Source organism: Streptomyces sp. NPDC059718, from assembly GCF_042733315.1.
Classification (GTDB): domain Bacteria; phylum Actinomycetota; class Actinomycetes; order Streptomycetales; family Streptomycetaceae; genus Actinacidiphila.
Window position 1 is genome coordinate 189,443 of record NZ_JBHWGA010000007.1, and the last position, 23,701, is coordinate 213,143.

The 23,701-nt window shown below is 73.5% G+C and carries 25 protein-coding genes; 4 read left to right on the forward strand and 21 right to left on the reverse strand.

The window, feature by feature from the left end; translation table 11 throughout:
• Position 1: 1 nt before the first annotated feature.
• From ACFV3E_RS11135 to ACFV3E_RS11190, 12 genes are all read right to left on the reverse strand, one after another.
• Positions 2–1,129 carry an ABC transporter substrate-binding protein gene (locus tag ACFV3E_RS11135; protein ID WP_500534404.1) on the reverse strand — a complete coding sequence of 376 codons (1,128 nt, stop codon included), beginning with the start codon at positions 1,127–1,129 and terminating at the stop codon, positions 2–4.
• A 224-nt stretch (positions 1,130–1,353) separates the two neighbouring features.
• Positions 1,354–2,703 (reverse strand): sulfate adenylyltransferase subunit 1, encoded by a 1,350-nt coding sequence (locus ACFV3E_RS11140; protein ID WP_500534405.1) that lies wholly within the window; start codon positions 2,701–2,703, stop codon positions 1,354–1,356.
• Positions 2,704–2,705: 2 nt separating this feature from the next.
• The gene (cysD, locus tag ACFV3E_RS11145; protein ID WP_500534406.1) at positions 2,706–3,641 is read right to left on the reverse strand and encodes a sulfate adenylyltransferase subunit CysD; all 936 of its coding nucleotides are present in this window, start codon (positions 3,639–3,641) and stop codon (positions 2,706–2,708) included.
• Positions 3,638–4,183, reverse strand: a complete 546-nt coding sequence (gene cysC, locus ACFV3E_RS11150; protein ID WP_500534456.1) for an adenylyl-sulfate kinase — start codon at positions 4,181–4,183, stop codon at positions 3,638–3,640. The genes cysD and cysC overlap by 4 nt, the downstream gene beginning before the upstream one ends.
• Positions 4,184–4,215: 32 nt before the next feature.
• Positions 4,216–4,923, reverse strand: coding sequence for a phosphoadenylyl-sulfate reductase (locus ACFV3E_RS11155; protein ID WP_500534407.1), 708 nt, complete (start codon positions 4,921–4,923; stop codon positions 4,216–4,218).
• Positions 4,920–5,099, reverse strand: coding sequence for a hypothetical protein (locus tag ACFV3E_RS11160; RefSeq protein ID WP_500534408.1), 180 nt, complete (start codon positions 5,097–5,099; stop codon positions 4,920–4,922). The genes ACFV3E_RS11155 and ACFV3E_RS11160 overlap by 4 nt, the downstream gene beginning before the upstream one ends.
• Positions 5,096–6,793 carry a nitrite/sulfite reductase gene (locus ACFV3E_RS11165; RefSeq protein WP_500534409.1) on the reverse strand — a complete coding sequence of 566 codons (1,698 nt, stop codon included), beginning with the start codon at positions 6,791–6,793 and terminating at the stop codon, positions 5,096–5,098. The genes ACFV3E_RS11160 and ACFV3E_RS11165 overlap by 4 nt, the downstream gene beginning before the upstream one ends.
• A gap of 169 nt (positions 6,794–6,962) precedes the next feature.
• Positions 6,963–7,046, reverse strand: a complete 84-nt coding sequence (locus tag ACFV3E_RS11170; RefSeq protein WP_322975673.1) for a putative leader peptide — start codon at positions 7,044–7,046, stop codon at positions 6,963–6,965.
• Positions 7,047–7,139: 93 nt separating this feature from the next.
• Positions 7,140–8,177 carry a carbohydrate kinase family protein gene (locus ACFV3E_RS11175; RefSeq protein ID WP_500365375.1) on the reverse strand — a complete coding sequence of 346 codons (1,038 nt, stop codon included), beginning with the start codon at positions 8,175–8,177 and terminating at the stop codon, positions 7,140–7,142.
• A gap of 26 nt (positions 8,178–8,203) precedes the next feature.
• Positions 8,204–8,782: a GNAT family N-acetyltransferase gene (locus ACFV3E_RS11180; protein ID WP_500534410.1), complete on the reverse strand. Its 579-nt coding sequence runs from the start codon at positions 8,780–8,782 to the stop codon at positions 8,204–8,206.
• A gap of 72 nt (positions 8,783–8,854) precedes the next feature.
• Positions 8,855–10,147: a helix-turn-helix domain-containing protein gene (locus tag ACFV3E_RS11185; RefSeq protein ID WP_500534411.1), complete on the reverse strand. Its 1,293-nt coding sequence runs from the start codon at positions 10,145–10,147 to the stop codon at positions 8,855–8,857.
• Positions 10,148–10,503: 356 nt separating this feature from the next.
• A complete protein-coding gene (locus ACFV3E_RS11190) occupies positions 10,504–12,153 on the reverse strand; it encodes an acyl-CoA dehydrogenase family protein (protein ID WP_500534412.1) in 1,650 nt (549 codons plus the stop codon).
• Positions 12,154–12,171: 18 nt separating this feature from the next.
• On the opposite strand from ACFV3E_RS11190, the gene ACFV3E_RS11195 reads away from it, so the two are divergent.
• Both ACFV3E_RS11195 and ACFV3E_RS11200 read left to right on the forward strand, forming a co-directional pair.
• Positions 12,172–13,332, forward strand: coding sequence for a YihY/virulence factor BrkB family protein (locus tag ACFV3E_RS11195; protein ID WP_500534413.1), 1,161 nt, complete (start codon positions 12,172–12,174; stop codon positions 13,330–13,332).
• Between the two features lie 44 nt (positions 13,333–13,376).
• On the forward strand, positions 13,377–14,057 hold the full coding sequence (locus ACFV3E_RS11200) for a helix-turn-helix transcriptional regulator (RefSeq protein WP_500534414.1): 681 nt from the start codon (positions 13,377–13,379) through the stop codon (positions 14,055–14,057).
• Positions 14,058–14,063: 6 nt separating this feature from the next.
• Here ACFV3E_RS11200 and ACFV3E_RS11205 read toward each other — a convergent pair whose 3' ends face one another.
• The 5 genes from ACFV3E_RS11205 to ACFV3E_RS11225 all read right to left on the reverse strand — a co-directional run bounded on the left by ACFV3E_RS11205 (position 14,064) and on the right by ACFV3E_RS11225 (position 16,667).
• The gene (locus ACFV3E_RS11205; RefSeq protein WP_500534415.1) at positions 14,064–14,462 is read right to left on the reverse strand and encodes a VOC family protein; all 399 of its coding nucleotides are present in this window, start codon (positions 14,460–14,462) and stop codon (positions 14,064–14,066) included.
• Positions 14,463–14,553: 91 nt separating this feature from the next.
• Positions 14,554–15,027, reverse strand: a complete 474-nt coding sequence (locus ACFV3E_RS11210) for a hypothetical protein (RefSeq protein WP_500534416.1) — start codon at positions 15,025–15,027, stop codon at positions 14,554–14,556.
• Entirely contained in the window at positions 15,011–15,529 is a 519-nt protein-coding gene (locus tag ACFV3E_RS11215; RefSeq protein ID WP_500534417.1) for an RNA polymerase sigma factor, read from the reverse strand. The genes ACFV3E_RS11210 and ACFV3E_RS11215 overlap by 17 nt, the downstream gene beginning before the upstream one ends.
• Positions 15,530–15,714: 185 nt before the next feature.
• On the reverse strand, positions 15,715–16,353 hold the full coding sequence (locus ACFV3E_RS11220) for a class F sortase (RefSeq protein ID WP_500534418.1): 639 nt from the start codon (positions 16,351–16,353) through the stop codon (positions 15,715–15,717).
• Positions 16,350–16,667, reverse strand: a complete 318-nt coding sequence (locus ACFV3E_RS11225; RefSeq protein WP_500534419.1) for an LPXTG cell wall anchor domain-containing protein — start codon at positions 16,665–16,667, stop codon at positions 16,350–16,352. Before ACFV3E_RS11225 ends, ACFV3E_RS11220 begins: the two co-directional genes overlap by 4 nt.
• Positions 16,668–16,964: 297 nt before the next feature.
• Between ACFV3E_RS11225 and ACFV3E_RS11230 the strand changes: the two genes are divergently transcribed.
• Positions 16,965–18,029, forward strand: coding sequence for a hypothetical protein (locus ACFV3E_RS11230; protein ID WP_500534420.1), 1,065 nt, complete (start codon positions 16,965–16,967; stop codon positions 18,027–18,029).
• Positions 18,030–18,260: 231 nt separating this feature from the next.
• Positions 18,261–19,382 (forward strand): ribosome small subunit-dependent GTPase A, encoded by a 1,122-nt coding sequence (gene rsgA, locus ACFV3E_RS11235; protein WP_500534421.1) that lies wholly within the window; start codon positions 18,261–18,263, stop codon positions 19,380–19,382.
• A 42-nt stretch (positions 19,383–19,424) separates the two neighbouring features.
• Here rsgA and ACFV3E_RS11240 read toward each other — a convergent pair whose 3' ends face one another.
• The 4 genes from ACFV3E_RS11240 to ACFV3E_RS11255 form a co-directional block, all read right to left on the reverse strand.
• The gene (locus ACFV3E_RS11240) at positions 19,425–19,556 is read right to left on the reverse strand and encodes a hypothetical protein (protein WP_500534422.1); all 132 of its coding nucleotides are present in this window, start codon (positions 19,554–19,556) and stop codon (positions 19,425–19,427) included.
• Positions 19,557–19,697: 141 nt separating this feature from the next.
• Positions 19,698–21,107, reverse strand: coding sequence for a GH1 family beta-glucosidase (locus ACFV3E_RS11245; RefSeq protein ID WP_500534423.1), 1,410 nt, complete (start codon positions 21,105–21,107; stop codon positions 19,698–19,700).
• Between the two features lie 672 nt (positions 21,108–21,779).
• Positions 21,780–22,685 carry a carbohydrate ABC transporter permease gene (locus ACFV3E_RS11250; RefSeq protein WP_500534424.1) on the reverse strand — a complete coding sequence of 302 codons (906 nt, stop codon included), beginning with the start codon at positions 22,683–22,685 and terminating at the stop codon, positions 21,780–21,782.
• Positions 22,682–23,638 carry a carbohydrate ABC transporter permease gene (locus tag ACFV3E_RS11255; RefSeq protein ID WP_500534425.1) on the reverse strand — a complete coding sequence of 319 codons (957 nt, stop codon included), beginning with the start codon at positions 23,636–23,638 and terminating at the stop codon, positions 22,682–22,684. The genes ACFV3E_RS11250 and ACFV3E_RS11255 overlap by 4 nt, the downstream gene beginning before the upstream one ends.
• Positions 23,639–23,701 lie beyond the last annotated feature (63 nt).

Genomic DNA, 23,701 nt, shown 5'->3' on the forward strand with positions numbered 1-23,701 from the left:
CTCAGCCGCCGAGACCGGCGTCGTCGATCCCGGCCTTGCCCTCGCCCTTGAGGATCTTGTTGAGGATCGTCAGGTCGTAGATGCCCTTGAGCGAGGGCTTCTCCAGCAGGCCGGCGGTGACGGCGTGGTCGGCCTCGGTCTGCAGGGTGGACGCCAGCGGGTCGTCGATGACCTGGATGCTCTCCCACGCCGGGTCGATGACATCGGCGGGCAGCGGCTTGCCGGAGAGCTTCTCCAACTGCGCGTTGGCGTCGGCCTTGGCCTTGTCGGGGTTGGCGCTGATCCAGGCGTTGGTCTTCACCGAGCCGCGCAGGACGGCCTCGACGACGTCCGGGTGGTCCTTGAGGAACGCCTGGGAGACGATCACGTTCGTGATGACGAACTTCTTGTCCGGCCACAGGTCACGCTCGTCCAGGAGCACCTTCGCGCCCTCGGCGACCAGCTTGGACGCGGTGGGCTCGGGCACCCATGCGCCGTCGATGGAGCCGGTCTTGTAGGCGTCGGGGGTGACCTTGTTGTCCGTGCGGACCACGGAGACGTCGCCCTTGCCGCTGGTCGCGTCGACCTTCCAGCCCTGCTCGGCGATCCAGTTGAGGAACGCCACGTCCTGGGTGTTGCCGAGCTGCGGGGTGGCGATCTTCTTGCCCTTGACGTCCTTCAGGGTCTTGATCTTGTCCGGGTTGACGACCAGCTTGACGCCGCCGGAGGCCGAACCGGAGATGATCTTCAGGCTCTTGCCGCCGGACTTCGTCCAGCCGTTGACCGCGGGGGAGGGGCCGATCCAGCCGATGTCGATGGAACCGGCGTTGAGGGCCTCGATCTCGGCGGGCCCGGCGTTGAACACCGACTCCTTGATCGTGGTGCCCGAGCCCAGCTCGTCGGCGAAGAAGCCCTCCCTCAGGCCCACCAGCGGGGTGGCGTGGGTGAGGTTCGCGAAGTAGCCGATCTTCACCGTCGAGGCGGACAGCTTCTTGCTGGTGCCGCTGCTCGCGGCCGCGTTGGTGGTGTCGTCCTTCTTGTCGGAGCCGTAGCCGCAGGCGGCCAGGGCCAGCAGCGGCAGAAGGGCGGCGCCGGCTATGAGGCGGCGACGGGCGGACGTTCTCGGGGCGGTGGTGCGATCGGCAGTCACGGGAGGCGGTCCTCTCGATGGCCCCGGCTCGCGCTCTCTACGGCGCGCCGGGGTGGTGGCTGTCTGGTGGTCGGTGGTGCGGTGCCGCGTGCGCGGCGCGGGTGCGGTGCTCGGACGGGGTCAGCGCGCACATCGCGTGACACCGCCCGTGCCGCTGCCCAGACAGCCGCTGCCGACGCGACCGCCCTCCTTGGCGAATCCGGCGAAGGCGTCGTCGAACGCCATCAGAAATCCCACCCCTCGTCGTCACCGGCCGCGTCGCCCGCGGCCGTGGCGGTGCGGGCGGCGAAGGCCTCTCCCGCCATGCCGGCGGTCAGCGTGGTGCCGTCCGCCGGGTCGATCAGCAGGAAGGAGCCGGTGAGCCGGGAGTCGGCGTACGCGTCCAGCGGCAGCGGCTCCGAGGTGCGCAGCACCACCGTGCCGATGTCGTTGACGCGCAGCTCGCCCGGCTCGTCCTCGTGCTCCAGCCCCCGGGTCAGGTCGATCCGGTACGGCAGCCGCTTCACGACCGCCTTGACCGTGCGCGTGCTGTGCTTCAGCAGCACGCGTGCGCCCACCTTCAGCGGCCGCTCGTGCAGGTGGCACACGGTCGCCTCGACGTCCTGGGTGGTCGCCGGGGCGGCGTCGGACGGCGCGATCAGGTCGCCGCGCGAGATGTCCAGGTCGTCGCCGAGCAGCAGCGTCACCGACTGCGGCGCCCACGCCACGTCGACCGGGGTGCCGAGCACGTCGATACCGCTGATCGTGCTGGTCAGCCCGGACGGCAGGACCGTCACCGGGTCGCCGACGCGCAGCACGCCCGAGGCGATCTGCCCCGCGTAGCCGCGGTAGTCGGGGTGCTCCGCGGTCTGCGGGCGGATGACGTACTGCACGGGGAAGCGCGCCGGGTGCCCGCCGGGGTCGCTGCCGACGGCAACGGTCTCCAGGTGCTCCAGGATCGTCGGGCCGCCGTACCAGTCCATGTTCGCCGACGGGGACACGACGTTGTCGCCGGCCAGGGCCGAGATGGGGATCGTGGTGATCTCCGGGACGCCGATGGAGGCCGCGTAGGCGGTGAACTCCTCGGCGATGGCCGCGAAGACCGGCTCCGACCAGTCGGCCAGGTCCATCTTGTTGACCGCGAGCACCACGTGCGGCACCCGCAGCAGCGCCGCCAGCGCCGCGTGCCGGCGGGTCTGCTCCACGACGCCGTTGCGGGCGTCCACCAGGATCACGGTCAGCTCGGCGGTCGAGGCGCCGGTCACCATGTTCCGCGTGTACTGCACGTGCCCCGGCGTGTCCGCCAGGATGAACCGCCGCCGCGGCGTGGCGAAGTAGCGGTACGCCACGTCGATGGTGATGCCCTGCTCGCGTTCGGCGCGCAGGCCGTCGGTGAGCAGCGCCAGGTCCGGCGCCTCCTGCCCGCGGCGGGCGGAGGCCAGCTCGACGGCCTCCAGCTGGTCGGCGAGCACCGACTTGGAGTCGTGCAGCAGCCGGCCGACCAGCGTGGACTTGCCGTCGTCGACGGAACCCGCGGTGGCGAAGCGCAGCAGGGAGGTGGCCGAGAGCTGCTCGGCGGTGGTGCCGGTGGTCATGGCTAGAAGTACCCCTCGCGCTTGCGGTCTTCCATCGCGGCCTCGGAGAGCTTGTCGTCGGCCCGGGTGGCGCCCCGCTCGGTGAGCCGGGACGCGGCGATCTCGGCGATGACCGCGTCGATGGTGGCGGCGTCGGAGTCCACCGCGCCGGTGCAGGACATGTCGCCCACCGTGCGGTAGCGGATCAGCCGGGTCTCCACCGACTCGCCGTCCTTCGGCCCGCCCCAGTCGCCCGCGGTCAGCCACATGCCGCCGCGCCGGAACACCTCGCGCTCGTGGGCGTAGTAGATCTCCGGCAGCTCGATGCCCTCGCGGGCGATGTACTGCCACACGTCCAGCTCGGTCCAGTTGGACAGCGGGAAGACGCGCACGTGCTCGCCGGGGGCGTGCCGGCCGTTGTAGAGCTGCCACAGCTCGGGGCGCTGGCGGCGCGGGTCCCACTGGGAGAACTCGTCGCGCAGCGAGAACACCCGCTCCTTGGCGCGGGCCTTCTCCTCGTCACGGCGGCCGCCGCCGAAGACCGCGTCGAAGCGCAGCTCCTGGATGGCCTCGGTCAGCGGCACGGTCTGCAGCGGGTTGCGGGTGCCGTCGGGGCGCTCGCGCAGCCGGCCGTCGTCGATGTAGTCCTGCACCGAGGCGACGTGCAGCCGCAGGGAGTGCTCCGCCACGGTGCGGTCCCGGTACTCCAGCACCTCGGGGAAGTTGTGACCCGTGTCGACGTGCAGCAGCGAGAAGGGGACCGCCGCGGGGGCGAAGGCCTTCAGCGCCAGGTGGAGCATGACGATGGAGTCCTTGCCGCCGGAGAAGAGGATCACCGGCCGCTCCAACTCCCCCGCCACCTCACGGAAGATGTGCACCGCCTCGGACTCCAGAACGTCCAGGTGCGACAGCGCGAAAGGATTGCCGGTGCTCTCGTCGACCGCGACTACGGTGGTCACGCCAGTCCCCTCTCCACCAGCAACGCCGTGAGCAGCGCCGCCGAGTCCTCGACGGTGTGGTCCTGGGTCTCGATCCGCAGATCGGGGGTCTCGGGTGCCTCGTACGGGTCGTCGACGCCGGTCAGCCCGGATATCTCGCCCGCGGCCTGCTTGGCGTACAGGCCCTTCACGTCACGCACGGTGCAGACCTCCACCGGGGTGGCGACGTGCACCTCCAGGTACGTCGTGCCCCGCGCCTCGTGGCGCTTGCGGACGGCCTCCCGGCTGTCGGCGTACGGCGCGATGACCGGGACCAGCACCTTGACCCCGTTGGCGGCGAGGAGTTCGGCGACGAAACCGATCCGCTGCACATTGGTGTGCCGGTCCTCGCGGCCGAAGCCGAGGCCCGCGGAGAGGAACTCGCGGATCTCGTCGCCGTCCAGGACCTCCACCCGGTGCCCGTCGCCGCGCAGCCGCCCGGCCAGCGCCCGGGCGATCGTGGTCTTGCCCGCGCTCGGCAGACCCGTGAGCCACACCGTGGCCCCTGTGCCCGTCACGCCCATCCGCCCCTCCCGGGAGATCCGTTCCGTCGTCATCAGCCGTGCAGCCCGCACTCGGTCTTGGCCCGTCCCGCCCAGCGGCCGGCCCGGGCGTCCTCGCCCTCCAGCACCCGGCGGGTGCAGGGGGCGCAGCCGACCGAGGCGTAACCGTCCGTGAGCAGCGGATTGGTGAGCACCCCGTGCTCCGTGACGTAGGAGTCCACGTCGTCCTGCGTCCAGCGGGCGATGGGGGAGACCTTGACCTTCCCGCGCCGCGCGTCCCAGCCCACGACCGGGGTGTTCGCGCGGGTGGGGGACTCGTCGCGGCGCAGGCCGGTCGCCCAGGCGTCGTAGCCGGTCAGGCCCTCCTCCAGCGGCGTGACCTTGCGCAGCGCGCAGCACAGGTCGGGGTCGCGGTCGTGCAGCCTCGGCCCGTACTCGGCGTCCTGCTCGGCCACGCTCTGACGCGGGGTCAGCGTGATGACCTCCACGTCCATGACGGCGGCGACCGCGTCACGGGTGCCGATGGTCTCCGGGAAGTGGTAGCCGGTGTCGAGGAAGACGACGTCGACGCCCGGGGCGACGCGCGAGGCCAGGTGCGCCACGACCGCGTCCTCCATCGAGGAGGTGACGCAGAACCGGGACCCGAAGGTGCCGGTGGCCCAGCGCAGGATGTCGAGCGCGGGGGCGTCCTCCAGGTCGCGGCCCGCCTGCTCGGCCAGCGCCCGCAGTTCGTCCGCGGTGTGCTGCTGCGCGGTGGTCACGAAGGGCCTCCCTCACCGGTCTCGGTACGCAGCCCCCGGGCCAGCAGGCCCAGGAACTTCAGCTGGAACGCGCGGTTGCACGACCGGCACTCCCAGGCGCCGTGCCCCTGCTCCGCGGGGTGCAGGTCCTCGTCCCCGCAGTAGGGGCAGTAGAACGGTGCGGCGCGTTCGCTCACGACAGGGCCTCCTCGCTCGCCCGCGTCACCCACTGCGCGAAGCGCTCGCCGTCCGTACGCTCGGCCTGGAAGCGCTTCAGGACGCGCTCGACGTAGTCGGGCAGCTCGTCCGCGGTGACCTTCAGCCCGCGGACCTTGCGGCCGAAACCGGCCTCCAGGCCCAGCGCGCCGCCCAGGTGCACCTGGTAGCCCTCCACCTGGTTGCCCTCGTCGTCCAGCACGAGCTGGCCCTTGAGGCCGATGTCGGCGACCTGGATCCGGGCGCAGGCGTTCGGGCAGCCGTTGATGTTGATCGTGATCGGCTCCTCGAACTCCGGGAGCCGGCGCTCGAGTTCGTCGATCAGTGAGGAGCCGCGCGCCTTGGTCTCGACGATGGCCAGCTTGCAGAACTCGATGCCGGTGCAGGCCATCGTGCCGCGCCGGAACGGGGAGGGCCTCACCTGCAGGTCCAGCGCCTCCAGACCCGAGACGAGGGAGTCGACCCGGTCCTGCTCGACGTCCAGCACGATCATCTTCTGCTCGACGGTGGTCCGCAGCCGGCCGGAGCCGTGCGCCTCCGCCAGCTCGGCGATCTTGCTGAGCGTGGTGCCGTCCACCCGGCCGACGCGCGGCGCGAAGCCGACGTAGTAGCGGCCGTCCTTCTGGCGGTGCACGCCCACGTGGTCCCGCCACTGCTGGACCGGCTGGTCGGGGGCGGGGCCGTCGGCCAGCTCGCGCCCCAGGTACTCGTCCTCCAGCACCTGGCGGAACTTCTCCGCGCCCCAGTCGGCGACCAGGAACTTCAGCCGGGCGCGGGTGCGCAGCCGCCGGTAGCCGTAGTCGCGGAAGATCGAGATGACGCCCTCGAAGACGTCCGGGACCTCCTCCAGCGGGACCCACGCGCCCAGCCGGACGCCGATCTTGGGGTTGGTGGACAGACCGCCGCCGACCCACACGTCGAAGCCCGGCCCGTGCTCGGGGTGGCGGACGCCGACGAAGGCGACGTCGTTGATCTCGTGGGCCACGTCCAGCAGCGGGGAGCCGGAGATCGCCGACTTGAACTTGCGGGGGAGGTTGGAGAACTCCTTGTTGCCGACGATGCGGCGGTGGGCCTCGTCCACGGCCCAGGTGCCGTCGAGGATCTCGTCCTCGGCGATCCCGGCGACGGGGGAGCCGAGGATGACGCGCGGGGTGTCGCCGCACGCCTCGGTGGTGGACAGGCCCACGGCCTCCAGGCGCTGCCAGATCTCGGCGACGTCCTCGATGCGGATCCAGTGCAGCTGGATGTTCTGCCGGTCGGTGATGTCGGCGGTGCCGCGGGCGAACTCCTGGGAGACCTCGCCGATGACGCGCAGCTGCTCGGTGGTGAGCCGGCCGCCGTCGATGCGGACGCGGAGCATGAAGTACTTGTCGTCCAGCTCCTCCGGCTCAAGGATCGCGGTCTTGCCGCCGTCGATCCCGGGCTTGCGCTGGGTGTACAGACCCCACCAGCGCATGCGGCCGCGCAGGTCCGCGCCGTCGATCGCGTCGAAGCCGCGGTACCGGTAGATCGTCTCAATGCGTGTCCGCACGTTGAGACCGTCGTCGTCCCGCTTGAACTGCTCGTTGGCGTTGAGCGGCGTCATGTGGCCGGCCGCCCACTGGCCCTCGCCGCGGTGGCGGCTCACCTTGCGGCGCGGCGCGGCGGCGTTCGGCTGGTCAGGGGTGGAAGCCATGGCGATGCGGTCCTTCTGGCAGGCTGGACAGAGTCGGTCGTAGCGTGAAGAGTCCCCTTGGCCTGCGGATACGCCACAGCACTACGAACAGTGCGGGGCGTGGGCGCGTCGTTGCGCCCGCGAGGCCGGGGACGGCCGGGTCAGTCCTGGACGGGACGGCGGCGAGTGCTCAGCACGCCTGACAGATGGCGCTGGACATGCGTCCGAGGTCGACGTGCAGCCGACCTACCAAGGCGATTCCAGTGCGAGACATGTCGAAAGCGTGTCACGCGGATCTCGGGCCAGTCCACCGTTATCCACCATGTGGACGCCTTCATCCCGCATGGCGAGATGCCCGGATTGTCGGTCACCTGACAGGACTTGCCGGGCGCAGGAAATCGGCCGCGATGGCCCGGAACCCACCGTGCCCGCGGGTCCCCACATGACGCAGCTTGTGGCCCGCCAGCGCCGAACCGAGCCGCACCCCCGCACCGAGCGGGGCGCGGTCCGCGACCAGCGCCGCCAGCAGCCCCGCCGCGAAGACGTCGCCCGCCCCCGTCGCGTCCTCCACCTCGCGGTCGGGAAGCGGCCGGTGCGCGTAGCGCTCCACGGTGCCGGGCCGGTGCACCTCCACCCGGTCCGGGTACTTCACCACGGCCGCGCCCTCCGCCCGGGTCCGCACCCGGCCCAGCCGCTCGAACTCCCGCCCGTTGACCAGCAGGTAGTCGCTCATCGCCGCCATGGCCAGCACATCGGCGGTCGGCTCCGCCGACCAGACGTGCCCCGGGTCGAAACTGATCAGCGTCCCCGGCGAACGCCGCCGCACCTCCACCAGCAGCCGGTGCAGCACCGCGCCGCCGTCCGGATCCAGGAACGAGGTGACGTGCACCGCCCGCGCCGCAGCCAGGTAGCCGGCGATCTCCTCGAACCGCTCCCGCACATGGGCGGCGATCCGCGTGTTCGCCCCGGTGTGGGTCAGCAGCGTGCGCTCCCCGCCGTCGTGCACGGACAGGCAGATCCCGCACAGCCGGTCCGGGTCCCGGGCCACCAGCCGCCGGTCGATGCCGAGCCCGTCCAGGACGGCGAGGGGGCCGGCCGCGCCCAGCGGGTCGCGGCCCGCCACGCCCACGTAGCCGAGCCGCAGCCCGCGGCCCAGACGGCCCAGCGCGTGGAGGGTGTTGAAGGCCGAGCCGCCCGGTTCCGGCGTGAGCGGCACCCCCTCGGCCCGCAGCCACTCCAGGCCGGCGCGGACGGCGGGCTCGTCGACCATGCGTTCGCCGCCGCTCTCCGGCGGCGGGCGCAGCCGCATGTGCGCGCCGAGCCGGGCCAGCACGGGGCCGCCGTTCAGGGCGGACGCGCCCGTGATGAGGTCCAGGTTGAGCGCCCCGACCCCCACGACGTCCATGCCCGCCCCTTCCCGTCCGCCGGTCCCTACCGGGCTCCGGGCCAGGGCCCGGTGACGGGCCTCTCCTCCTCTTCCCCCGTCTCGGTGCGGAAGATGCGGAAGCCGCGGTTCTCGTAGTTGGCCAGCGCGTGCGGCCCGTCCAGGCTGCAGGTGTGCACCCACACCCGCTTCGTCGGGGTGCGGTCCGGCCGGCGCTCCGCCAGGTCCCAGGCGCGGGCGATGCCGACGGACAGCAGGTGCCCGCCGATCCGCCGCCCCCGGAAGGCGGGCAGCAGCCCGAAGTACGCGATCTCGACCTGGCCGTCGTCCTGCGGGTCCAGTTCGATGTAGCCGGCCGGGGTGTCCCGGTCGTACGCCACCCAGGTCTCCACGCCCGGGCGCTCCAGGAAGGCCCGCCACTGCTCGTACGTCCACGGCAGGCGGTCCGTCCAGGCGCAGTCCGCGCCCACCGACGTGTAGAGGAAGCGGCTGAACTCCGGGGACGGCACCTCGGCCCGCGCGATGCGGATGCCCGACGTCGCGGGGTCCGGCTCCAGGGAGGGCCGCAGATCGGCGTGGGAGGTCTGCTCCAGTGACCACGTGGTCACCGTGACGCTAGTGCTCATGCGCCACATTCTGCGGCCTCGCGGGCCCGGCGGGTTCCCGGCTCGCTGCCGCGGCCCGTCCGGGTCGCCCCCTCACTCCCCGAAGCGCGCCCCGCGCACCGCCGGCGCCGTCGAGTGCGGCAGCAGGTCCGCGGGGTGGGCGGGGCGGACCACCTCGACCTCGACGCCGTCCGCGAAGCGGTAGGGACGGTGGTCGAGCACCCCGGCCAGGGTGCGGCGCAGGCGGGACATCTCGGCGCGCACCGTCACCGTGCGGGAGGGGTCGCCGAACAGGTCGCCGGCCAGTTCCGCGGCGGTGCGGCCGTCCCGGTGCAGGGCCAGCACGAAGAGCAGTTCGGCGTGGCGCGGGCTGAGCTCCTGCGACCAGCCGCCGGCCGCACCGGAGACGTTCACCGTCCACGTGCGGGGACGGCCGAGGTCCAGCACCACGTGCCCGGCCCCGGGCACCTCCTCCTCCGGCGTGGCGACCCGCACCAGCCAGCCGCCCGGCAGCGGCTCCAGGGTGCAGGTGCCCAGCGCGGGCACCCACGTACGTCCGGCGCTCGGCGCGGCGGGCAGCGTGATCCGCTCCACCGGCGGCATCCCGGTCACCGCCGCCGTCCAGCCGTTGGGGTCGACGGCCGCCGCCCGGCCCGGCATCCGGGCGAGCAGCGGGGCGGAGACCGAGCGCAGCCGGTCCACGGCCGCCCAGTGCAGGCTGCGCAGTTCGGCCTCGGCGACCTTGGTCACCGCGGTCACCAGCGACAGCATCGCGGGGTGCATCCCGGCCGCGGGCCCGCTGACGTCCACCGCGCCCAGCAGCCGGCCGTCCCGCGGGTCGATGAGCGGGGCCGCGGCACAGGTCCACTGGTGGTGCACCCGGACGAAGTGCTCCGAGGAGTGCACCTGCACCGGCCGACCGGTGACCAGGGCGGTGCCGATCGCGTTGGTGCCGACGGCCTCCTCCGACCACGAGGCGCCCTCGGCGAAGCCGAGCCGGTCCGCGCTCCTGCGGACGGCCAGGCTGCCGTCCCGCCACAGCACCCGGCCCTCGGGGTCGGTGACCACCATGATGTGCCGGGCCTCGTCGGCGACCGAGACCAGGCCGTCGCGCAGCGCGGACATCACGTCGTTCAGCGGGGTGCGGCGCCTGCGCACCTCGATCTCGTCGGCGGTCAGCATGCCGGCGTGGCTGCCGTTGTCCGGGTCGACACCGAGGTCCAGGGCGCGCTGCCAGGAGTCCTGGATGACCGGTCTGGGCACCGTGCCACCCGATCCGCCGCCGAGTGCGGCGTCCCGCATGCCGCCCAGCAGCCGTGCGGAACGGCGCGGTTCCTGGACGGACTGGACCGACAACGACCGTGCGTCGATCGGAACCTGGCTCATGGTGCTCCCCGCGTCCGTGTGCGCAGCGCTTTCTGCGCTCGGGCAGTGGCCGCGCCGGTTCTCCGCTGCCACACCATGTGCATATGGTGCCGCCGGGCCGGTCCCTCAGGTGGGATATCCGGCCAATACCTTGCAACTGTCTGCAACGGTTGCGAATATGCGCGCATTCGACGGACAGTGACGGCGCATCACGCTATTCGTACGGAACCCTGATTCCGTACGACGGTGAGGCGAGACCGGGGGTGGTGCCGAGTCGGCGCGGCACCACCCTCAGTGCGGCGCGGCGGCGGAACGTTTCCCCGAAGGTCCCGGTCCTTCCGCCGGGACCTCGGGCGGACCGCCGCCGCACCCGCCCCTCACACCTGGGGGCGCGCCCGCTCCACGATCGCCGCCAGGTCCAGCCCGCGCGGCAGCGTGCCGAAGGTCGCCCCCCAGTCCCGGCCGAGCCGCGAGGCGCAGAACGCGTCCGAGACCTCGACCGGGGCGAACCGCACCAGCAACGAGCCCTGCAGCACCAGCGCCATGCGCTCCACCACCCGGCGCGCCCGGGCCTCGACGCCCTCCAGATCGGCCAGTTCGGTCAGCAGCGAGGTGATCGCGCCGTCCAGCCGGTGGTCCGCGCCGCGCGCCAGGCCGATCTCGCCGAGGAAGGCGTTCAGCGCGCGCGGCTCCCTCTGCAGCACCCGCAGCACGTCCAGGGCCTGCACATTGCCCGAGCCCTCCCACACCGAGTTCAGCGGCGACTCCCGGAACAGCCGCGGCAGCCCCGACTCCTCCACGTAGCCGTTGCCGCCCAGGCACTCCAGCGCCTCCGCCACCAGCGGCGGGCAGCGCTTGGTGACCCAGTACTTGGAGACCGCCACCGCCAGCCGCCGGAAGTGCCGCTCCTGCTCGTCGTCCGCGTCGTACGCCGCCGCCAGCCGCAGCACGGTCGTGGTGGCCGCCTCCGACTCCAGCGCCAGGTCCGCCAGGACGTTCCGCATCAGCGGCTTGTCGACCAGAAGCCCGCCGAACGCGCTGCGGTGCGCGGCGTGGTGCACCGCCTGCGCCACCGCCTGCCGCATCAGCGCGGCGGAACCGGTCGCGCAGTCCAGCCGGGTGGCCGCCACCATCTCGATGATGGTCGCCACCCCGCGCCCCTCCTCGCCGACCCGGCGCGCCCACGTGCCGTCGAACTCCACCTCCGCCGAGGCGTTGGAGCGGTTGCCCAGCTTGTCCTTGAGCCGCTGGATCAGGAAGACGTTGCGGGAGCCGTCCGGCAGCACCCGGGGCAGCAGGAAGCAGGTCAGGCCCCCCTTCCCCGAGGAGGGGGACGCCTGCGCCAGCACGAGGAAGGCGTCCGACATCGGCGCCGAGCAGAACCACTTGTGGCCGGTGAGCAGGTACGTGCCCTCCTCCGCCAGCGGCTCCGCCCGCGTGGTGGTGGCCCGCAGGTCCGAGCCGCCCTGCTTCTCGGTCATCCCCATGCCGAACAGCGCCCCGGGCTTGCCTCCCGGCGCCACCAGCCGCGGGTCGTACACCCGCGACCCCAGCCGGGGCTCCCACTCGGCGGCCAGCGCCGGGTCGGCCCGCAGCGCCGGCACCGCCGCGTGCGTCATCGACACCGGGCAGCCGTGCCCGGCCTCCGCCTGGGACCACACCAGGAAACCCGCCGCGCGCCGCAGATGCCCGCCGGGGCGCGACCAGGCGTCGGTGAGCCCCGACGAGACCGCCCGCCCCAGCAGCCGGTGCCAGGCCGGGTGGAACTCCACCTCGTCGATCCGGTGCCCGTAGCGGTCGTGGGTGCGCAGCACCGGCGGATGGGTGTCGGCGGCCTCCGCCCACCCCCGCGCCTGCGCGGAACCGGCGCCCCGGCCGATCTCGCCGAGCTCCCGGTGGACCTCCTCCCGGAGCCCGGGCGCCACGTGCCGTGCCACCCCCTCCACCAGGGCGGTGTCGGCGGCGTACACGTCATACCCGACCAGGGGCGGAGCCTGGTTGGTCACGGTGTGTGTGGGGGGACTCATGACGGTTACGGTAGGCGCGTGCAGGCAGCAGACGAAACACCCGAGCGGCCCAGGCGAGGCCGACTCCACCGGGCGCGGGCCCTCTACAGGAACGTGTCCAAGCGCAAGGTGGGCTGGCTGCTGCTCAAGGACACGGTCGACTCCTGCATGGAGTACCGCGTCACCGGACTCGCCGCCGAGGCCGCCTTCTTCGTGCTGCTCTCCCTGCCGCCGCTGCTGCTGAGCCTCGTCGGCGCCATCGGCTACGTCGACGAGATCATCGGCACCGACACGATCGACAACATCCGCGGCAACATCCTCACGGCCGCCGCGACGGTCCTGTCGGACAAGGGCGTCGACCAGTTGATGCGGCCGCTCGTCGACGACGTCTTCGGCGGCGGACGGCCCGACGTGATCTCCATCGGCTTCGTCATCGCCCTGTGGTCCGGATCGCGGGCCCTCAACGTCTTCGTCGACACGATCACGATCATGTACGGGCTGGAGGGCAGGCGCGGCATCGTCAGGACGCGGCTGCTGGCGCTGCTGCTCTACATCGTCGCCCTGGTGATCGGCGCGGTCGTCATGCCGCTGATGGTCGTCGGTCCGGACGCGGTGGTGTCGTTCCTGCCGTGGAGCGAGGCCGTGATCCGGATACTGTACTGGCCGGTCGTCAGCGTGCTGTCGATCGCGTTCCTCACCACGCTGTACCACGTCTCCGTACCGGTGCGGTCGCCCTGGTACGAGGACATGCCCGGGGCGGCCGTCGCCCTGCTGATGTGGGTCCTCGGCAGCTTCGTGCTGCGCATCTACCTCACCCACACCGTCGAGGGCCCGACCATCTACGGATCGCTGGCGGCGCCCGTCGCCGTCCTGCTGTGGATCTTCGTGTCGGCCTTCGCGGTGCTCGTCGGAGCGGCCGTCAACGCGGCGATCGACCGGGTGTGGCCGTCGATCGAGACCGCGGCCGCCCGCGAGGAGAACGCCCGGGCCAGGGAACGCGCCGCCGCCGACCTCGTCGCGGAGGCCGCCGCCCGTCGCGCCGCGTTCGAGTCCGGCCCGGACGACGAGGTCGGTCCGGAGGACCCGCCCGCCGAATTCCCCGAGCGCTGGGCCGGCTTCCTGCCGCCGGAGGACGTGCGGTCCCGGCTGCGCGGGCGCCGGCCCTCGGGCAAGAGCGGCGGCAAGCCTCCGCGCGACTGAGGCGCAACCGGCGCGCTGTCGGTGGCCGGTGCCATGCTGGAGCGGTGTACCGGGAACAGGCCTCGACGGTGCCCGGCGCCGTGCTGTGGACGAGGACAGCGGGTGCCGGGGCGGCCCGCGTGCTGCCCGACGGCTGCATCGACCTGATCTGGGGCGAGGACACCGGTCTGTTCGCGGCGGGCCCCGACACCGCCGCCCACCTCTCCGGCAGCCCGCCCGGCACGCGGTACGCGGGCCTGCGCTTCGCCCCCGGCGTCGGGCCCGCCGTGTTCGGGCTGCCCGCGCACGAACTGCGCGACCGCCGTGTTCCGCTGGAGGCGCTGTGGCCCGGCGCGCAGGCACGCCGGGCCGCCGAGCGCGTCGCCGCGGCCGCCGACCCCGGCGCCGTCCTGGAGGCCCTGGTGCTCGCACGGGACGTGCGGCGCGCGGCGCCCCCGTGGGGCCCGCGGATCGCCGCGAGCCTGGCGGCCGGCGCGCGCGTCGGCACCGTCGCCGAGGACACCGGGCTGAGCGAACGCCAGCTCCACCGCCGCTGCCTGGAGGCCTTCGGCTACGGGCCCAAGACCCTCGCCCGCATCCTGCGCCTCCAGCGCGCACTGGGACTGGCACGCCGCGGCCATCCCTTCGCCGACGTCGCCGCCGGCGCCGGTTACGCGGACCAGGCCCATCTGGCCCGCGACGTCCGCGCCCTCGCCGGCGTTCCGCTCGGCGACCTGCTCTCCTGACCCCGGCTACCCCTGCGGCAGCGCCGCGAAGAGGTCGACCGGGTTCCCGTCCGGGTCCAGGACCACGGCGTACCGCATCCCCCAGGGCGCGTCGAAGGGCTTCAGGTGCCCCGCGTACCCGGCCCCGGTCAGCTCGGCGAACGTCGCGTCCACCTCCTTCGGCCCGTCGCAGGTGAAGGCCAGGGCCATCCGGTGACCACCCTGCGGCGGCTCCCAGGAGGAGTCGAACGACCGGACGGTCTCCACCGTGTCCCACGCCATCCGCAGCCCCCCGGGCAGCGCCACCTCCACGTGCGGGTCCGCCTCCACCCCGGCGGGGATCTCCAGCCCCAGCCTGCGGTAGAAGGCCAGCGAGGCGGCCATGTCGGCCACGACGATCTCGACGACATCGAAACGAAGAGTCATGCCGCAACCGTAGGGTCGCGCCGCCCGGCCCGTCTTGAACGAATCGGACACGCACCGCCCCGGCCTCACACGTCCTCCGCGGCGGAGCAGGTCAGCCGCGGGGGCGGGCCGGGGGGTCGTCCGTGGCACGGCTGAGCGGTGTGGCCGAGACGGCGTCGGTCTGGCGGGCGGAGGAGGCTGCGCGGCGCGGATCGGGGGCGGCGGGGGAGCCGGTGCGGCGGTCCGGGCCGGGGGTCTCGGACGGCTCCGGGACGGGGGACGTGGTCGGGCGCGGCGAGGGCGGGGGGTCGGCCGCCGGGGGGACGGACACCGCGGGCACGGCCGGCCCGACCGCGGGGCCCTGCCCCGGGGCGGACAGCAGGTGCAGCGGCACGGCGACGACCGCCGCCACCGCCAGGGACACCCCGGCTCCCGCGGCCGCCCGCAGCAGCTTGCGCCGCGCCGCCACGCGGCGGACCTCCCGGAACCGGCCGGGCGGCGGCCCGAGCAGGACCGTGCCGGGCCGCAGCAGGGCGCTCAGCTCCGGGTCCCGCTCCTCGTCCGGGCCCTCAATGGGTGTGATCAAGGCTTCTCCTCAGTCCGGCTCGCAGCATTTCCCTGGCCGCGTGGAGGTCGGCCTTCACGGTTCCTTCCTTCCGCCCCGTCGCGGCCGCCACCTCCCGGACCGGCATGTCGGCGTAGTAGTACAGCAGGATGGGCACGCGCAGCCGCTCGGGCAGCGACTGGACGAGCATCCGCACCGAAGGGTCGGTCTGCCCGTCGCGCCCCTCGCCCTGCCCGTCGACGAGGACCTCCGCGGTGGCGCGCCGCATGGCCCGGCGTTCGCGCTCCAGCTTCCGCCAGTGGTCGCGCACGATGTTGGCCGCCGTGACGTAGAGGAAGCCGCGCGGTTCGTCCACGCTCGTCCAGCGCGCCCACAGCCGGGCGAAGGCCTCCGAGGCGATCTCGTGGGCCGTCTCGTCGTCGTCGACCAGCCGCCGGCACCAGCCGGCCAGGCGGGGGTAGAGGGCGGCGAACAGCTCGGACGCCGCTTCGTCCCGGGAAGACCGTTTCAACACTCTCCACATTCCGTCGTTCATCATGCCGCAGGCGTGCCACCGGACGGCCGGGCCGGGGGGCGTACCGCCACCCGGCCCCGCCCGCCCCAGGCCCCGGGCCCCCCGGGGCCGGGGGGGGAACCCCCCCCCATTTAGCGGGATACGCACCCCAGCGCCGGGGGGGGGGCGCCAGCGGCCGCCCCGCTGGGCAGTCCCTAGCCGCGGTCCCCCGAGGTCAGGGAGGCGAACACCACGACGTTGTCGCGGTATCCGCTCCCGTCGGCGGTGCGGGGGCCGCCGCAGGTGATCAGGCGCAGCTCGGGGCGGTCCACGTCGCCGTAGACCTCCTGGGCCGGGAAGTGCGCCTTGGCCACCGTCCGCACCCGGTCCACGGTGAACTCCGCCGACGCGCCGTCCCGGAGCCCCGCCACGACCCGGTCGCCCGGGCGCAGCCGTGCCAGGTCACGGAAGACCCCGTCGCCGAACCGGCCCACGGTGACGTGGGCCAGGAGCACGGACGGGCCGAGCTGCCCCGGCGTGGGGGAGTGGCGGTACCAGCCGGCGGGCGAGTGACGCGCCACCGGCGGGACCTCCACCGTGCCGTCCGGGGCCAGCCCCAGTTCCATGACCGGGGTGTCGACCCCGATCGCCGGGATCCTCAGCCGTACCGGGACCGAGCGGGCGAGCGGGGCCGGCGGGGACGGGCGCGTCGGTGCGGCCGCGGGCGGCGCGGAGACGACGGGCGGCGCGGCGACGGGACCGTCACCGTCACCGGAGTCGTCCGCGCACCCGCCCGCCCAGGGCAGCACGACCAGGGCCGCCAGGACCGCGGCCCACCTCGCGCCCGGGGTCATCCGGCGGTGGTGCGCCTGCGCCGCGTCACCACGAACGTGCCGCCGGCCAGGAGCAGCAGGCCGCCCCCGGCCGCAGCCACCACCGTGCCGTCCGGCCCGTGCGCGCCGGCCGGGGACTGCACGCCGGTGTCGGGCGCGCCTGCCGGCACCCGGTCGACCTGACGCGGGGACGGCACCGCGGACGGCGCCTCGCTCGGCGCGGCGCTGCGCGCCGGCGCGGGCTGGGCGCTCGGCCCGTCGGCGAACGCGGGCGCCGTCCCCGCCAGCACCGCGGCGCACGCGACGGCCGCGGCGGTGAGAACACTGCTGCGCATGTATCGCTCTCCTTCGTCACCCCGCCCTGCCCCCGGTGGGGCACGGGCGGGTGGTGGCAACTGATCGCGCGGAGAGACGAGGCGGCCCGGAGGCGGGTTGTAAAGAACAGGCAAAGTCGTCCTCGGGGGCTCCTCGCGGGGCCCTCGGTGAACGGCGGGCGACGCGGCGGCGACCGGCCGGAGCCGCCGTCCGGCCGGGCGTCACGGTTGGGCAACACCCAGCTCACGGCCGTAGCCGCAGGCCCTGGCGAGCGCATCATGAGATCCGGGTGGGGACGTCAAAGGGGGCGGGGAACGGTGGAGTTCACGGTAGAGCGGACGCTCAGGAGACGAGGCCGGCGGTGGCTGATCGGAGGTCTGACCACGGTCGCGGTGGCGCTGGTGTGGCTGGTCGCCTCGCGGAGCGCGACGGGCCCCCTGTTCCTGGGGTTCCTGGCGGCCGCGGGGGCCTGGAGCGGGGCGAGGGACCTGCGAAGGGCGCGGAAGCCGTTCCGGCTGCGGGTCGACGCGTTCGGCATCACGCTGCACGACGCGGAACTCGCCTGGGAGCAGATCGAGGCGGTCTCCCTGTGGCACCTCCCCAACACCGGTGAGGACAGCGAGACCACCACACCGCCCAAGCCGCGGCTCACGCTCTGGACGGCACCCGGTGTCACGTTCCCCCGCAAGCCCGACCGCACCTGGGACGACCGGCTGCGGTACACGCTCGTCGACTGCGAGGACCTCGACCAGAGCGTCCCGGAGCTGACGGCCGCGCTCGCCGAGCACGGCGGCGCCGCCTTCGAGACCGCGCCACGGGCCGTGCGGCCGCCGATCCCGGTGACCGTGTCGGGCCCGGAACTGCGCGTACCCGGCGGGGAGCGGCAGTTCGTCGACGCCCGGCAGGCCGGCGCCTGGACCCTGGTCTGGGCGGCGCTCGCCGTCGTCTTCAGCTACTCGTTCTGGGAACTCGTCCACGGCGGCTTCACCGGCCCCGAGCCCTTCGGCGCCTTCGGTCCGCTCGGCGCGATGGGCTGCTGGGTCCTCACGGGCCGTTCGTACCGGCGCTGGCGCAAGCCGCTGCGGCTGCGCGTCGGGCCCGCCGGGATCGGCATGCGCGAGGTCACCGGCGAGGAGTCGTTCTTCTCCTGGAAGGACATCGCGGCCGTCACGGTCGGCCGCCCGCCGACCACCACCGACACCCGCCCCTGGCTGGTGGTGTGGCCGCTGCCGGGTAGCCGTCCGCACAGCAACCCCTCCTACCTGGTCGACGGCCACAAGGCCTTCGCCCTGGTGCGCCTCGACCGGCTGCCCGGCGGCGCGGAGGCCGTCGTCCCGGTGGTACGGGAGTACGCGGGGGAGCGTTACGCCGAGACGGCGTGAGCCGTCCGCGGAAAACCAGTTGCGGGGTCTCCCGGCGCACCGGCTAAGGTGTCGCCGTCGGACCGCGAGCAAACCGGGAGGTGTTGGAACGATGACTGCCGTCGCACTGGGCGCTGCCCGCATCCAGAAGATCATCACCCCCACCTCAGCGGTCGCCGGCTGACCCTGCCCGTCGCGAAGCACCCGACGGCACAGCCGCGCGCGACCGCCCTCCCGAAGGGCTCTCCTCCGTTGACCAACGGATCCGTCCCGCAGTCGTCCATCGCGCTCACCGCCTACGGCTGGGACTCCTCACTCGACTCCGACTTCGCCGTCCACGCGGAGCGGGGACTCACACCCGGCCGCATCGTCCGCGTCGACCGCGGGCTGTGCGACGTCGTCCTCCCCGACGGCTCCGGCGGCCTCAAGGCCGTCCGCGCCGACACCGAGGACGTCTTCACCCGCGACCCCATGGGGATCGCCTGCACCGGCGACTGGGCCGCCGTCGACGAGACCCCGGACACGGGTCCCGCCGTACGCGCCCTGCTGCCGCGCCGCACGACCTTCGTCCGCTCCACCTCCTCCAAGCGCTCCGAGGGACAGGTCCTGGCGGCCAACGTCGACCTGGCGGTCATCGCCGTGTCGATCGCCGCCGAACTCGACCTCGGACGGCTCGAACGCTTCGTGTCCCTGGCGTGGACCAGCGGCGCGCAGCCGCTGGTCGTCCTCACCAAGGCCGACCTCGTCGACGACCCCGGCCACCTGCTGGACGACGCCCGCGGCGCGGCGCCCGGCGTGGAGGTCCTGGTCGTCAGCGCCGCCACCGGTCAGGGCGTGCCGGAGGTGGCGAACGCGCTGGCCGGCACCACGTCCGTGCTGCTCGGGCAGTCGGGCGCGGGCAAGTCCACGCTCACCAACGCCCTGCTGGGCCGCGAGGTCCAGGAGGTGCAGGCCAACCGCGACAGTGACGGCAAGGGCCGGCACACCACGACCACCCGCGACCTGCTGCCGCTGCCCGGCGGCGGGGTGGTCATCGACACCCCGGGACTGCGCGGCGTCGGGCTGTGGGACGCCGACGCCGGTCTCACCCGGACGTTCTCCGACATCGAGGCGCTGGCCGGTGAATGCCGCTTCCCCGACTGCTCGCACGACTCCGAGCCCGGCTGTGCGGTCCTCGCCGCACTGGAGGACGGCGTCCTGACCCACCGCCGGCTGGACAGCTACCGCAAGCTGCTCCGTGAGAACGCGTGGATCGCCTCCCGCACCGACGCGCGGCTGCGCTCCGAGATGCGCCGCGAGTGGAAGCTGCGCTCCGCCGCGGGGCGCGAGATGTACGAGCGCAAGCGCGGCGGCGGCCACCGCAAGGTGTACTGACCGGACCCGGCCCGGCTCCCCGTCGGGGAGCCGGGCCGGCGGTCATCCGGCGCCGTTGTGGCGCTCGCCGCCGCGGCGCAAGGTCAGCGGACTGCCCTCGTGCCAGAAGGTGTAGACGATGCTGCCGAGGCCGAGTGTGACGATGACGACGCCGAGGACGATCGAGTAGACCATGGCTCCTCCAGCCCGTTCGGGGCGCGTTTTACCGCACCTTCACCTTCGATGTCCGAACGTGACCTTCCCGTGGCCGTACCGTCTCACACGCGGTGCGACCCAACTCACCTTCACAGAGCCCCAGTTGTCCGCATGTGCGGCTCATGTCGACGGCAGGCCGCCCCGGGCGACGACCCCGGCGTACCAGCGGGCGCTGTCCTTCGGGGTACGGCGCTGGCTCGCGAAGTCCACGTGCACCACGCCGAACCGCTTGCCGTAGCCGTAGGCCCATTCGAAGTTGTCCAGCAGCGACCACAGGAAGTAGCCCTGGACGTCGGCACCGTCCGCGATCGCCCGGTGCACCGCGGCCAGGTGCGCGCGCAGGTACGCGATCCGATCCGGGTCGTGGACCTCGCCCTCGGGATCGGCGTAGTCGTCGTACGCGGCGCCGTTCTCGGTGACCAGCAGCGGCGTGTCCGGCAGTTCGTCCCGGAGACGGAGCAGGAGTTCGTGCAGCCCGTCGGCGTCCACCGGCCAGTCCATCGCCGTCCGCGGCCCCGGCGCCGGCACGAACCGCACGTGCCCCTCGGCCCCCGGCCACGGCGACGGCCCCGCATGGCCGCCCGTGGCCACCACGGTCGGGGCGTAGTAGTTGAGGCCCAGCGCGTCCACCGGGCGGGAGATCACCGCCAGGTCGCCGTCCTCCACGAACGACCAGTCCGCCAGCGCGGCCGTGTCCCGCAGCAGGTCCCGCGGGTAGGAGCCGCGGAACACCGGGTCCAGCCAGATCCTGTTGGCCAGCGCGTCGACCCGCCGGGCGGCGTCCCGGTCGGCGGCGCTCCCGGTGTGCGGGCGCACCGCCGCGAGGTTCAGGGTCAGCGACACCTGGGCCGGCACGGGGAGCCGTTCACGCAGCACGCCGACCGCGAGGCCGTGCCCCAGCAGCAGGTGGTGCGCCGCCCGCAGCGCCGCCTCCGGCTCCGTCCGGCCCGGCGCGTGCACGCCCTGCGCATACCCCAGGAACGCCGAGCACCACGGCTCGTTCAGCGTCGTCCACAACGGCACCCGGTCGCCGAGCGCGTCCGCGACGAGCCCCGCGTACTCCGCGAAGCGCTCCGCGGTGCCGCGCACGGGCCAGCCGCCGGCGTCCTCCAGCTCCTGCGGGAGGTCCCAGTGGTACAGCGTCAGGACGGGGCGGATGCGGTGGTCCAGCAGCTCGTCGACCAGGGCGCGGTAGAAGTCGAGCCCCTTCTGCACGGCCGGGCCCCGGCCGGTCGGCTGCACGCGCGGCCACGACACGGAGAAGCGGTAGTCCGTGAGGCCCAGCTCCGCCATCAGCGCGACGTCCTCACGCATGCGGTGGTAGTGGTCGGCGGCGATGTCCCCGGTGTCGCCGTTGCGCACCTTGCCGGGCGTGCGGCTGAACGTGTCCCAGATCGAGGGGGTGCGGCCGTCCTCGGCGGCGGCGCCCTCCATCTGGTAGGCCGCGGTGGCGGCGCCCCACCGGAACCCTTCGGGGAAGGCCGGTGTCGTGTGCGGGGCGTTGGTGGTCCGGGCTGCGGTCGTGGTCATCGGGGCTCCTCGTGTGCGGGTCGTTTGTGCGGCCGGTTGCTGTGTGCGGGTGCGTTGCGCTTGCGGGCGGCTGCGCCGGGCGGCCCGGGTGTTTGTGTGCGGGTTGTTTGCGCCTGCGGCGGGCGGTTTCCCCGCCGCCCTCCCGATTGCCCGGCGCGGTCAGTGCGGGTCTCGCACCGTGTGCCTGGGTCGGGGCCGCGCCGGCGCACGTCCTCAGCGCTCGCGGTTTACGTCCACATCGTTCGGCGCCCGGGTCCGCCGCTCGTCGCTTCCGGGCGCACCCCGCCACACCCCCTCCCGTTCGGTTGGGGCGACTGACGGCCGGTGGGGGGTGAGGTAAGGCACTTGCGGCAACCCCGGACCGCTCTCTGACCCCGTACGGCCGTTAGTCGCCTACGCGACCGGAGGGGGTGTGGCGGGGTGCGCCCATGGGGGTCCCCCCGGCCGAAGGCTGGGGGAGACGAGCGGTGCGCGCGGCGCCGTATGACGTGGGGCAGCGCCGCGAGCGCCGAGGTGGGGGTCCCCCCGGCCGAAGGCTGGGGGCGTACCCCGGCGCGGCACCGACCCACAACGTACGCAGCGAGGTGGTCACCAATCGCGCCGGGCAATCGGGCGGGCGGGGGAGAAACCGCAACCGCAACCACAACGGCGCCGCAGACGAGGGCGGCACCCTTAACCCTTCACCGCCCCCTGCATGATCCCGCCCACGATCTGCCGCCCCAGCACCCCGAAAACCACCAGCACCGGCACCGTCCCCAGCAGCGTGCCCGCCATGATCACCGACTGGTCGTGCACATACCCCCCACCCAGCTGCCGCAAGGCGACCTGCACCGTGGGCTCCTGCGACGTGAGCGCGATGATCGGCCAGAAGAAGTCGTTCCAGGACGCCATGAACGTGAGCATCCCCAGCACCGCCATCCCCGGCCGGGCGATGGGGACGACGATGCTCCAGAAGATCCGCGCCGTCGAGGCGCCGTCGACGCGGCCGGCCTCGATCAGCTCGTCCGGCAGCGACTGCGCGAGGTACTGCCGCATGAAGAAGACCCCGAACGCCGAGACGAGTCCGGGGAGGATGACGGACTGGAGCTGGTTCACCCAGTGCAGCTCCGCGATGAGCATGAAGAGCGGGATGACGCCCAGCTGGGGCGGGATCATCATCGTCCCCACCGTGAGCGTGAGCAGCGCGTTGCGGCCCCGGAAGCGAAGTTTCGCGAAGGCGAACCCGGCGAGCGTGGAGCACAGGACGGTGCCGACCGTCACCGACCCGGACACGATCAGGGAGTTGAGCAGGGCCTTGCCGATGTCGGCCTGCTCCAGCACCTGCCGGAAGTTGTGCACGAGGTTGCCGCCGGGCAGCAGCGACGGCGGGCTCGCGGCCAGCTCCGCGTTGGACCGGGTCGCGGCGACGATCGTCCAGTAGAAGGGGAAGGCGGAGATCGCCGCCGCGACGATCAGGAGGGCGTAGGCGAGGCGGCCGCCGTGGTGCTGCCGGCCCGCCCGGGCGGACCGCAGGCGGGGGAGGGGGTCTGCGGTCCCGGCGTCGCGGCCGGGCCGCGGCCGTGTGAGGAGCGCGCTCATCGACGGGTCCCCTTCCGTGAACGGCGCCGTGCCAGCGCGGTGTTCAGCAGCACGAGCAGGACGATGAGGACGAACATCACCCAGGCGATGGCGGCGGCGCGGCCCAGGTGGAAGTAGCCCCAGCCCTGCTCGTACATGTAGAGGCCGAGGGTCTGGTACTGGTGGGAGATGCCGCCCGAGATGCTCCCCTCGAACAGCAGCGGCTCGCCGAAGAGCTGGGTGGCGCCGATAGTGGAGACCACGATGGTGAAGAGGATCGTGGGCCGCAGGCCGGGCAGGGTGACGTGGAGGAACTGCCGCCACCGCGAGGCGCCGTCGAGTTCGGCGGCCTCGTACAGGTCCCCGGGGATGGACTGCATCCCGGCGAGGTAGATGAGCGCGTTGTACCCGGTCCACCGCCAGGTGACGATCGTGGACACCGCGATCTGCGAGGCGACGGTCCCGGACTGCCAGTCGACGGGCCCGATGCCGGCCCGTGCGAGCAGCCAGTTGACCAGGCCGAAGTCGCGGCCGAAGAGCTGGGCGAAGACCAGGGTCGCGGCGGCCACGGACGTGGCGTACGGCAGGAGCATCGTGACCCGGAAGAAGGTCCGGCCCCGCAACTTGTAGTTGAGCAGGTGGGCGAGGCCGAGCGCCATGAGCAGCTGCGGCACGGTGGAGACGACCCCGATGGTGAAGGTGTTGCGCAGCGCGGTCCAGAAGAAGTCGTCGCGCAGGAGCGCGGTGTAGTTGTCCAGGCCCCGCCATTCCATCGCGCCGGGGGTCTGGAGCTCGACGCGGTAGAGGGAGACGTACGCGGTGTAGAGCAGCGGGAACAGCCCGAACGCGGCGAAGAGCGCGAAGAACGGCGCGACGTAGGCGTACGGCGACAGCCGGGCGAGCAGTCGCCGCGGGGGCGCCTGGGCTGCCGGGGGCCGGGCGGGGGGCACCGGCGCGGTGGCGGTCAGGGTCATGGGGCGGGACCTTCGGGTCGGGGGCGTACCGGGGCGGGGCGGCCGGGCGCGGAGGACCGGGGA